This window comes from Acinetobacter sp. LCT-H3 (assembly GCF_001866125.1).
Lineage (GTDB): Bacteria > Pseudomonadota > Gammaproteobacteria > Pseudomonadales > Moraxellaceae > Acinetobacter > Acinetobacter schindleri.
In genome coordinates, this window is the sequence record NZ_MODX01000006.1 from 119,532 (window position 1) to 131,093 (window position 11,562).

At 39.4% G+C, this 11,562-nt stretch carries 11 protein-coding genes; 6 read left to right on the plus strand and 5 right to left on the minus strand.

Annotated elements, in window-relative coordinates; all coding sequences use genetic code 11:
- Positions 1-13 precede the first annotated feature (13 nt).
- Complete coding sequence (locus BK820_RS05310) at positions 14-325, plus strand: TusE/DsrC/DsvC family sulfur relay protein (RefSeq protein WP_004809220.1); 312 nt, start codon at positions 14-16, stop codon at positions 323-325.
- A 180-nt stretch (positions 326-505) separates the two neighbouring features.
- On the opposite strand, the gene BK820_RS05315 is transcribed toward BK820_RS05310, so the two are convergent.
- Both BK820_RS05315 and ybaK read right to left on the minus strand, forming a co-directional pair.
- Positions 506-1,030: a hypothetical protein gene (locus BK820_RS05315; RefSeq protein ID WP_071320327.1), complete on the minus strand. Its 525-nt coding sequence runs from the start codon at positions 1,028-1,030 to the stop codon at positions 506-508.
- Between the two features lie 273 nt (positions 1,031-1,303).
- Complete coding sequence (ybaK, locus tag BK820_RS05320) at positions 1,304-1,771, minus strand: Cys-tRNA(Pro) deacylase (protein WP_048882798.1); 468 nt, start codon at positions 1,769-1,771, stop codon at positions 1,304-1,306.
- An 870-nt stretch (positions 1,772-2,641) separates the two neighbouring features.
- Between ybaK and aroQ the strand changes: the two genes are divergently transcribed.
- From aroQ to accC, 3 genes are read left to right on the plus strand one after another with little or no spacing between them, the layout of a single operon-like run.
- A complete protein-coding gene (gene aroQ / locus BK820_RS05325) occupies positions 2,642-3,097 on the plus strand; it encodes a type II 3-dehydroquinate dehydratase (protein WP_071320328.1) in 456 nt (151 codons plus the stop codon).
- Positions 3,098-3,113: 16 nt separating this feature from the next.
- Positions 3,114-3,530: an acetyl-CoA carboxylase biotin carboxyl carrier protein gene (gene accB, locus BK820_RS05330; RefSeq protein WP_004809213.1), complete on the plus strand. Its 417-nt coding sequence runs from the start codon at positions 3,114-3,116 to the stop codon at positions 3,528-3,530.
- Positions 3,531-3,551: 21 nt separating this feature from the next.
- Positions 3,552-4,916: an acetyl-CoA carboxylase biotin carboxylase subunit gene (accC, locus tag BK820_RS05335; protein WP_004809211.1), complete on the plus strand. Its 1,365-nt coding sequence runs from the start codon at positions 3,552-3,554 to the stop codon at positions 4,914-4,916.
- A 67-nt stretch (positions 4,917-4,983) separates the two neighbouring features.
- Here the strand turns inward: accC and BK820_RS05340 are convergent, their stop codons facing one another.
- Positions 4,984-5,409, minus strand: a complete 426-nt coding sequence (locus BK820_RS05340; protein ID WP_171056660.1) for a hypothetical protein — start codon at positions 5,407-5,409, stop codon at positions 4,984-4,986.
- A gap of 329 nt (positions 5,410-5,738) precedes the next feature.
- Between BK820_RS05340 and BK820_RS05345 the strand changes: the two genes are divergently transcribed.
- The gene (locus BK820_RS05345; protein ID WP_071320329.1) at positions 5,739-7,166 is read left to right on the plus strand and encodes a sensor domain-containing diguanylate cyclase; all 1,428 of its coding nucleotides are present in this window, start codon (positions 5,739-5,741) and stop codon (positions 7,164-7,166) included.
- 36 nt (positions 7,167-7,202) lie between these two features.
- Positions 7,203-8,693, plus strand: coding sequence for an amidase (locus tag BK820_RS05350; protein WP_071320330.1), 1,491 nt, complete (start codon positions 7,203-7,205; stop codon positions 8,691-8,693).
- 19 nt (positions 8,694-8,712) lie between these two features.
- Here BK820_RS05350 and BK820_RS05355 read toward each other — a convergent pair whose 3' ends face one another.
- Both BK820_RS05355 and BK820_RS15465 read right to left on the minus strand, forming a co-directional pair.
- Positions 8,713-9,879: an MFS transporter gene (locus BK820_RS05355; protein ID WP_071320331.1), complete on the minus strand. Its 1,167-nt coding sequence runs from the start codon at positions 9,877-9,879 to the stop codon at positions 8,713-8,715.
- 1,395 nt (positions 9,880-11,274) lie between these two features.
- Entirely contained in the window at positions 11,275-11,415 is a 141-nt protein-coding gene (locus tag BK820_RS15465) for a hypothetical protein (RefSeq protein ID WP_167367443.1), read from the minus strand.
- Positions 11,416-11,562: the final 147 nt, after the last annotated feature.

Here is an 11,562-nt window from a genome sequence, read left to right on the forward strand (position 1 = left end):
ATACGGATCTATCATGAATTTAGAGTTAGACCAAGATGGTCATTTAGTTGACTATACCATCTGGAATGAAGACGTCGCACAGGTGCTTGCCGAGAGCTTAGAGTTAAAACTGACCCCTTGGCATTTTAAAGTCTTACAGGCTGTACGTCAGTTTTATCAACAGTTTGGTCATTCTCCAGCGACACGTCCTCTCATCAAATTCCTGATGAAAACTGTAGGGCCTGAAATCAACAATGCTGTACTTCAGGAAAAATTTAATACAGGCTTGGTGGCACGCCACCTTAGCCGTTTGGCAGGCATTCCTAAACCGGCAAATTGCCTTTAAGCAGATATATAATCACTACTCATGCAAGTTTAAAAACGATACAGTTTACTTAACTTGCATGAGATGATTTTTATATCCTGTAGCTAGAGTATAAAGTTTACAATCATGCAGACCTTCATCTCTTAGCTTAATTCTGAAGAACCACTTTAATACATCACACTGATATTGTTCGCCTCTAGATCATACCGTGCTTAAACTCATCTCATCAGAAATTATATCCGTTTCATAATAAGAATAACGCGTTTTCAATTTTGCCGATGCTCGTGTCAGTTCATGTTGGTACTCAGGCAAGAATGTCTGTAGCAAATTAATATTGGCGAGTGCCTCCTCCTGTTTAAGCGCCTTATTTTCCAATAATGTTTGTTGCCTGTTTAGAAATATTCTCAGCTGCAAATATTCAGGCTTATGTCCATCCTGCATTGCAAATAACATACTGGCAAAATCTGAAACAAACTGAGTGCGCTGTTGGTTCAAAGACTGAGATTGGTTCCGCACCACTCCCCGACGCTGCACAGCCTGATTCAAACTTTCTGCCTGACGGTCTAGAAGCGGCGTATGGGTATTCATCCCATAAAATGCTAAACTGCTGGTGCGGTTCAATCCCAATTCTTCCCGATGGATTTCATTATGGACCTGATAACCAATCAACCATAAGATTAAAAATAGAGCCACAGTACTAAGCAGGTAAACGCCTTTTTCATTCATATGCCACCTCCCGGTTAAAACCGTGCAGAAGTGATTCCCCAAGTGACAAAAATAGACAAACAGCATTAAGCCAAATAACGATCTTCATGAGCAATGCTCCAATTTATTTTTCTTTTAATTTCTTATTGTTGTAAGTAACTCATGGTTACCTTTGCATTAAAACAATATACAAATGCAAAAAAAATGTGTAGCACTTTCCGACCAAAAGAAAACCCGAATTTTGCTCTCCGGGTTTAATTAAAATACTAATTAATGTCTTTTTAATACATTAAACTATTCATCAACTATATCAATAAAAGGTGCATTTAAAACCTTGGCTAAATCTGCTGGGTTTAGACCAATGTCCAAACCACGCTTGCCACCACTGACATAAATTTTATTCAGCCTTTCTGCTGATACATCAATCACAGTTTTCAGGCGTTTCTTTTGTCCTACCGGGCTGATTCCACCCACCAGATATCCGGTTAATCGTTCTGCCTGTTTAGGATCTGCCATCTGCAATTTTTTACAACCGAATGCAGCAGCTACTTTTTTAAGATTAAGCTGATGATGAACAGGTAATACTGCCACAAAATATTGCTTTTCATCCGTTACTAATAATGTTTTAAAAACTTCTTCAACAGCTAGGCCTAGTTTTTCTGCTGCTTCCAAACCAAAGCTTTTGGCATTGGCATCATGTTCATATTCGTGAATGCTATATTCGATTTTACTGGCTTTTAAAAGTTTACAAGCTGGAGTCATGATATTGACGATTTTGTTTTAGATAGCTGCATTATATAAAATTCGCACCTTTCGCGAACATGTCTAGACTATTTTATAAACCATATTATTCGATAAAGTTTCTACGAAAAGCCTCATTGTAAGAGGGTGAGTGTCGTTGAGTTGCCCCCTACGACCATTCATCGACTTAGTAGACGACCTTTTGCCAATTTAAATGCTTTATCTTTTGGCTGAATATTCAGCATTGAATACAATTCTATGAACATTTCAGTCAATCTCACCATTTTGCGATACAGGAATTAAAAATAGGGCGACTCAGTAAGTTTAACTCACTACCTGATTCCACTGTTAAGCTCAGGAGTTGACTCTTTTTCTAAGCATACTCACAACTCTAAGGGAGCTTAAAATAATAGCTAATTGAGATATTTTTTAATTTAAAATAAATTAAATTCAATAACTTATTTAATAAAATCTAATATAATTAGAATTATTATATTAAAACCATTCATGGGCACTTTTTAAACAGACTTTTTTGTCACTAAAATTTAAGATGAATAAGCTTTAAACCTTAAATACTGCAAACATCTAGTAGGATCTGATCAAAAATAGTTGACTTCTTTATTATCTGTCGGCAATGTTATATAAACATTATTAACTGTTTTAGCCAATTAGGCTTACAATGTAAGAATCCGACATAACTCCCATAAATGTCATTTTTTAACATTGCCAATTCCTTGCAAAGTTCTCATTATATAGCCCACTATCAGGCAGGCAATTTCTACACCAATTCAGACAAAATTTTTATAAAATGTAGAATTTCATGCCATAATGAAGGAAGTTTGCTGACATCTTGCAAACTTCTTTTGAAACTTTTGAATTGGAGCAAGCTGAATGAGTTCGACCATTTTGGTCATTCATGGACCGAATCTTAATTTGCTGGGAAAGCGTGAACCAGAAGTATATGGTCACTTGACTCTTGATGACATCAATCAGCAGCTCAGCGCTCAGGCTAAAAATGCCACACTAGAATTAGACACTTTCCAAAGCAACTGGGAAGGTGCCATTGTCGACCGAATTCATCAAGCACAACAAGACGGCGTGCAATACATCATTATTAATCCTGCAGCTTTAACGCATACCTCTGTTGCAGTGCGTGATGCACTTCTTGGCGTTGCTATTCCATTTATTGAAGTCCATTTGTCTAACGTTCATGCACGTGAGGCATTTCGACATCATTCATATCTGTCCGATAAGGCGATCAGCGTGATCTGTGGTCTGGGTGCAAAAGGCTATGCCGCTGCCCTCGATTACATCATTGAAAAAATTCAATCTTCTAAGCAATCTTAATTAGGAATACTGTCTCATGGATATCCGTAAAATCAAGAAACTCATCGACCTGATGATTGAGTCTGACTTACAGGCGATCGAAGTTAAGGAAGGAGATCAATCCATTGCCCTGACTCGTCGCAATCCAGTGGTTGCAGCAGCTGTTCCTGCAATGCCTGCACCTGCAGCTGATGTACCTGCTGCAAAATCTCCACGTGGTGCTGTGGAAAAATCTCCGATGGTTGGTGTGTTCTATGCAGCACCAAGTCCAGGCGAAGCACCATTTGTGAAAGTGGGTCAAACTGTTTCTGCTGGTGAAACACTTGGTATTATTGAAGCCATGAAAATCATGAACCCGATTGAAGCAACTCAAAGCGGTGTGATTGAAGAAATTCTGGTGAAAAATGGTGAAGTGATTCAGTTCGGTCAGCCACTTTTCCGTTACCGCGCTTAATCACCTCGGGGATTCATAATAATGTTGCAAAAAGTTTTAATTGCAAACCGTGGTGAAATTGCCCTGCGCATCACCCGAGCTTGCAAAACTTTAGGAATTAAAACTGTCGGTGTCTATTCAGATGCTGACAAGGACTTGATGCATCTACGTTTCTGCGATGAAGCAGTATGTATCGGTCCTGGCGCAAGCAGTGACAGTTACCTAAATATTCCAGCAATTATCACAGCAGCTGAGATTACTGGTGCGGATGCGATCCACCCAGGTTATGGTTTCCTGTCTGAAAATGCTGAATTTGCTGAAATTGTTGAAAGTTCTGGCTTTATTTTTATTGGCCCACGTCCTGAACACATTCGCCTGATGGGTAATAAGGTTTCTGCCATTATTGCCATGAAAAAAGCCGGCGTACCAACAGTACCAGGCTGTGATCATGCAGTAACCATCCACAATGCCCTTGCTGAAGCCAAAGAAATCGGTTTCCCGCTGATCGTAAAAGCTGCTGCGGGTGGTGGCGGACGTGGTATGCGTATCGTTGAACGCGTGGATACCCTGCTCGAGTCTGTACAAGCGGCGCAACGTGATGCAGAAATGTGGTTCGGCGATGATACGGTTTATATGGAACGTTTCCTGCAAAAGCCGCGTCATGTTGAAGTACAGATCTTGGGCGATGGTAATGGCCATGCGATCCACTTGTATGACCGTGACTGTTCTTTACAGCGCCGTCACCAGAAAGTACTAGAAGAAGCTCCTGCACCAAATCTGCCTGAACAGGCACGTGCTGACATTCTGGAAGCTTGCGTGAATGCATGTAAGTTAATGCAATACCGCGGTGCTGGTACCTTTGAATTCCTGTTTGAAGACGGCGAATTCTTCTTTATTGAAATGAATACCCGTGTTCAGGTAGAACATCCTGTCACTGAAATGGTGACTGGTGTGGACATCATTGAACAACAGCTTCGTGTTGCTGCCGGTCTGGGTCTGGATATTCAGCAAGAAGATGTCGTTGTTAAAGGTCATGCGATCGAATGCCGTATTAATGCGGAAGATCCATCTACCTTTATGCCATCTCCGGGCATGATTGAGACGTTTTACACACCAGGTGGTGCAGGTATCCGTTTAGATTCGCATATCTACCCAGGTTATAGCATTCCACCGTATTATGACTCAATGATTGCCAAGCTGATTGCACATGGTAAAGATCGTGAAACAGCCATTGCCCGTATGAAGCAGGCGCTTGATGAAATGATTCTGACTGGCATCAAGACCAATATTCCGCTGCATAAAGATCTGATCCTTCAGGATGAGAACTTCTGTGAACAGGCAATGGATATTCACTATCTCGAAAAACATCTGCTTAAACAACTTGAAGGTGCTGAAGAAAAGGCTTAATCCTCTCTCAGTATCCTCAATAAAAAAAACCGCTGATCATTCAGCGGTTTTTTTATTATCTGTAACCTTAAGGAAGAATACGTCTTAAAGTTGCAAAACACTGCTCTGCCTTTTCAGTGGCACAGAAATTAATCGTATGTGGATTCTGCCATTTCACAAAATACTGTGAGACTTCACCAGACTGATCTTCCTGATTGCCAGAACAGTCTTTCTGGTTATTGTCATATTTCACCTGAAGAATTAAGGCCGGAACCTGGGCGGTGGTATCTTGCGGCAACTGATAGTCATAGATGCCTGATGACCATTCATCACCACTTTTAATAATCACATTGTTATCACTTTTAAAATTATAATATTCAACACACTTGCGGTTAGTCGGGATTTCCATTCCCCATAAGCCCATGATTTCAGGACGTGTTACGATACGGAAGGTATTGGCAACAGCTGAAGCTTGTGCTGCTGTTTGGGTATTTTTATTTATATCTGCAGCCATCGCCCAGGTGGTTAAGGTAAGCAGCATAAGGCTTAGACATGTTTTTTTCATATTAAAAATAGTATTCCTTGGATTGTCCCTAACTTAGCATATTTTTGACAGTGGGGAGTATGGCAAAAAATCATTTCATCTACTTAAATAAAAATATCAGTTAGATACATAATAGCCATTTCTTTTCCACATTATTTTGTTTATATTTTGTACTTATGCGATTTTAAGTATTGATTAAATTACAAACAATCAAAAACAAAAAGAAAGATCTCAAAGCTTATTTAACTAAAAAAACAGCATGTGATTTTTCATTGTAAATATACTAAGGTAGCTTTATTTTGCGATTTGCTGATTTTAAAGAAAAACAACTGGATCCGGATAGCTCTGCATATCTCATTATTGCGCTGTTAATTCTTATCTGTAGCTTTATTGGCATTGCAACACGACCAACCGGCTATTTAGCATTTTTATGGCCAGCCAATGCAGCCCTACTCGCCTTCTTTTTACGCTTTCCACAGCTCAACAATAAAGGTGGTTGGCTAGGTGCGTTCAGTGCTTATATGTTTGCAGACCTGCTCACAGGTGACTTTTTTCTACAAAGCTTTTTTCTGACACTTTCAAATCTGTTAAGCACTATCGTTTCGCTATTCTGTATCCGTTATTTCAAGATTAATTATAAGTACTACAATAGCGGGTTTACCTTTATTCATCTGTTCGGTATCTGTGCCTTCGCAGGATGTCTGGCCAGCGCAGCATTTGCAGTGATGACTCTGGTGAATATTCCCGGTTCCTTTATCACCCCGGAAAACATGAAAATTGACTTTTTCCTGTGGTGGACTGGGGAAATGGTTAACTATATTATCATCCTCCCTTTGGTACTGGCATTCCCTACTGCCAAGCAAATTCGTTATTTTGCGAAAAATCGCAGGAAAAAATCTTATTATTTCAGTTATTTTTTTCCGATGATCACTGTCGCGGTCTGTGTCGTCTTAACTCATATTTTTGCCGGGCCTGGCGCATTAATCTATCCTCTGGCCGCCTTAATCTGGGCAGCACTCACTTATCGTATTTTTACAATCTCGATTATTAATACACTGGTTCTGATCACCACCTACAGCAGCCTGACACAGATCTATCTGGCTGATCAAACCCTGGCAGATTCTACGACTTTTGTGTCCTTACGCATCGGCCTGTTTATGCTGGCACTGGCACCACTGATTCTGTGCATTATCAGCCAAAACCGGAATGAGTTGTATAAGCATGTGCTTTATCTCGCCAATTATGACAGTTTAACCCGTACCATGAACCGCCATTACTTCTTTAAAGAAGGTGAAAGTTTACTAAAACAGTCTAGAAAATTGTCGTTCTCTCTTATTATGCTGGATATTGATTACTTTAAACGCTTAAATGATCAATACGGCCATCATGTTGGTGATGCAGTTTTACAGCAATTCTCTGAGCTGGTGCGCACCAATCTGCGTAGCTGCGATCTGTTTGCTCGGATTGGTGGTGAAGAGTTTGTCGTCTTAATGTGGGATATAGAGCACGATGAAGCGCATTGGGTGGCTGAACGTATCCGTGAGCTGGTGCAGCAAACACCGATTTATCTGGAACATGGCAAATCGGTGCATATCACGGTAAGTTTGGGTATTACCCATCAGGAAGCACCACAGCAGACCGAATTGCAGGATCTGATCAATATTGCAGATCAGGCGCTTTATCAGGCCAAGCATATGGGTCGTAATCAGGTCGTACTTGCATCTTAAAATTTTTAACTTTTGTTTATTCAAACAGGCAATGTCATGAATTATCAGGAATATCTTAGCTATGATGGTCTGGGACTGGCCGAGCTGGTCGCAAAAAAAGAAATCTATGCTTCCGAGTTGCTGAATATTGCTTTAGAACGCAGTAATCAGGTCAATCCTGAATTAAATGCCATAGTTATCCCGATGCATGATTATGCCTTAAAACGTACTGAGGCAAATTTATCAGGTCCTTTTGCAGGTGTGCCCTTTCTGGTTAAAGATCTATTTCAGGAGTATGCCGGTTATCCGACTTCTTATGGCTGTACTGGCTTTAAACGTATTGGCTATATTCCGGATACCAATGCGGAAATTGTGAATCGCTGGGAAAAGTCCGGCATTGTAACTTTTGGCCGCACCAATACACCTGAATTTGGAATCAAAGGCATTACCGAGCCAGATGCCTGGGGTAGCTGTAAAAACCCTTGGAACTTAGCCCATAACAGTGGCGGCTCATCAGGTGGTTCTGCTTCTGCTGTTGCCGGGGGGATCGTGCCGATTGCGGGTGCGGGTGATGGCGGTGGTTCGATTCGAATTCCTGCTTCTTATTGCGGCCTGTTTGGTTTGAAACCAAGTCGGGGACGTACACCTTGGGGACCACAAATGAGTGAAGCCATGCATGGTGCAGCGATTCAGCACGTTCTGACCAAAACCGTTCGTGACAGCGCTGCGATGCTGGATGCTACGCATGGTGAAGATCATCATTCCATGTTCAAGATCGAACGACCACATACGCATTATCTGGAGATTATTCAGCAACCACCGAAAAAACTGAAAATTGCATTTAATACCAAATCCCCTATTGGCACCAAAATCTCCAAAGATGCAGTTCAGGCCATCAACCAGACAGTGAAACTTTTGGAATCATTAGGACATGAGGTAATTGAAGATCATCCAGCGATTGACGGAATGCAATTGGCTAAGGATTTTATTACCACCTGGTTCAGTCAGTTCTCTTATATGCTTGAGGAAATCCGTAGGCAATATCCGTCTAAATCAACTGATTTTGAGCTGGATTCTCTGGTGTTATCTGCTTTTGGTGCCAAGACCACGGCGATTGAATACATCCAGAACCTGAACAACTGGGGTATCTATGTTTCCCAGATGAATCATTTCTTTGACCGCTATGATTTATATCTCACACCAGCAACGGCGTCGGTGGCACCACGCAATGGTGAAGTAAAAACACCCGCTTGGCAAAAACCGATTATGAAAGCATTACTGGGTATGGGAAAGGCACATCTATTGGCTCAGGGTAAACTGATTGATCAGATCGTCAAGGAGAACCTGAAATGGGTGCCATTCACCCAGTTATCCAATATCACTGGCCTACCCGCTATGTCAGTACCACTATACTGGAACGAACAGAATCTACCTTTAGGATCTCAGTTTATCGCGCCGTTTGCTCGTGAAGATCTGTTATTACAACTGGCTGCTCAACTAGAAGAAGCACAACCATGGTTTGATCGTTATAAAGATATTCAGATCTAATAACTCAAGAATCATTACTTCAGGTGGACTTTGTGGGTTCCACCTGATTGGGCAAACCAGATAAAAATAGTAAACCCATTAGCGTAGTCGCGGCGGCATATATAAAGATAGTCGCACCGCCAAATTGGTCCCAGTACTGACCAGCAAGAATACTGCCACTAGCGACACCAATCCCCCACATGGTGCTATAAAGTGCTTGACCTCGTCCCTGCTGTCCTGCCGAGAAATTCTGGAAAATCACCCGCATCGCAATCATATGAAACAGGCCAAAACTAAAAGCATGAATACTTTGTGCCATAAACTGCACTATAAATAGCGAAGGCAGCAGACCTACAATCAGCCAACGCAATCCTGTCAGCAACAAACAGATTATTACTAGTGTTCGCCACGACCAGCGATTAAAAAATAAAGTCGCATAAGCAAACATGATAATTTCCGCAATCACCCCAACCGACCATAGCAGTCCAATCTGACTGGTACTATATCCATGCTGACTGAGAAAATTGCTATAGAAGCTATAAAATGGCGCATGGGAAAACAGCATAATTAGCTCAATGATGAAAAAGCTGTAAACCACTGGTCGTTTCAAGATTGGCCATAACGGTTCAAGCTGTTTTTGTGCGGATGGCGCCGTCGAAGGCTCCTTAATGCTAAAGGACCAGATAAAAGCAAGAAACGAAATACACAGCAATAATACTGGCAACATACTGATCGGGATAATTTCAAATATTGTTCCAACAGCAAAAACACCAACAATAAAACCCACCGATCCCCATTTACGCACTTTGCCATATAGCTCGGCACGCTTTTCTGCGAGCCAGAAAAGCGTCACACCTTCAAATTGTGCCAGAATTGCATTTTGGAAAAAGCTAAAAATCAGCATCAGTAATGCCATAGACTGAAAGCTGTTTGGAACGATAAAAATCATGAACCAGATACAGGCTTCCATCCAAGTAGCAATGCGCACCAGCAGCATGCGTTTGCCAGATTTGTCAGCAATCCAGCCCCAAATGAGGGGTGCAAAAAAGCGAGTGACAATGGCAATTGAAGATAGAATCCCGATCTCTGAATAGCTGAAACCTTGATCTTCAAGATACAAACTCCAGAATGGCATGAATGCGCCTACAATGGCGTAATAACAGAAATAGAATCCGCCAAGTCGCGACTGGATGGGAAGATTGAGCATTGAAATAGGCTTACCTGATGATTTATAAACTTAAAAGATTTAAGAATGAATCATATTGTATTCGTTTGTCTTCATCTCGGCTCAACAATCTATAAAGTTTATTTTTTGTAAATTCTTAGATTTTACGAAATTACTTTTACAAAATTTTATCCAATTTTTAGTTAATTAAATCATTGTCATACATCAAATAATATCAGAAATTTCTCATTATCAATAAAAATATCCACCTTATTTCATTAACATTTGATACTTGGTATATTTTTTATGAGCTTTTGGTTCATTACAGCTTTATATGAATGAGTATCCACAAATAATACTTCATAAAAAACCTCCCGAGGGAAGTTTGATTACAAAGTATGGACCAATACGTAGATGACTGTACTAATAATTACGATAGCCAATAAAGTTATTAATATTTCAAGCTTAGTCATTAAAGGACACTCTGACTTCTTGTTACTTATATTGTAGCCTATCTTAACACTGAATCCTAAATATAAAGGATTACTAGAAATTTTAAAATATTTGCACTTTATTAATTCAGATTAAATCTAATGAATCCAGTTAATTATATTTTCTATCATTAAATCGACAGACGATATACTTCAATATGCAATCTTTAAAAATATGCAATCTTTAAAAATTTGACTTTCATTATTCACACTGATCATTTTCATCAAAATCATTGAACCACATACAAAGATTTATCATTTTTAGTTTCTATTGAATATTTAATGATATTTTTTAGCTTCTAATAGACAAACCCTGACTTCACCTTAAGAAACAGGGTAACTTTATATCCAAATACATGTAGCCCTGCTCTACTAAAACTATTTAATTTCTTTCAAGCAATCGCGACATAACTTAATTTCTTCGCTATCAGCCGTACATTCAAACTCAATCGTACTATGTAGGCCAAATAAGCAAAGCACAAACTGGAACATATCGATCTCCTTGCTTTAGTGCTTCCCTATTCAAGATATAAGGGGGGAATGATCACTAGAATTTAAAAATCTTATCTAACTATAGAGAATTAATAGAAAATTAAACCAATCAATCCCTAATTACCATTTTATAGTCCTTAGCCAAATATTTTCTCTTTAAACTATTTAAGGATAACTTATGAATAGATTCATGTAAGTATAGGAAATATATATTAATAGTTCTTACCCGTTAGTTTTATGTTTCTTTAAGTACTTGTTAAACTAGTTGAGGACTTCTCATAAATATATAAATTACCTAGAAAGCTACTAATTGCAAAATCAACAAATACTCAGCCTAGTCGTTTCTTCAGTTAAACAAGGCCAAGGATTAATTTAGCCAATATTTGCATTTGATTGTTATTTTTCCTTTCTAAATATTCGAAGACCTCACTCATTTGTGAGGTCTTTTATTAATTTATTCAGGGGTATTTGATGCCTTAGATTCTGTCTCCGCTTCGTGATGAGAACAGTTTTTTGCATTTCCCTTTTTGTATTTAGCCTTTTTATAACAATATCCAGCCAATACGCCTGCGCCAATCAATGTTAGTAATTTCATTGCTCACCTCAATAGATTAGAAATAACAACCTCTATAGGTATCATCTATATGGATTGCATTCCAAAGCTATTTGGAAAGTTTTTTTAAATGAAAGGTTAATTTATGTGTATAAAATAAAAAAGCCCACATTAGACCTCTTTCATAAA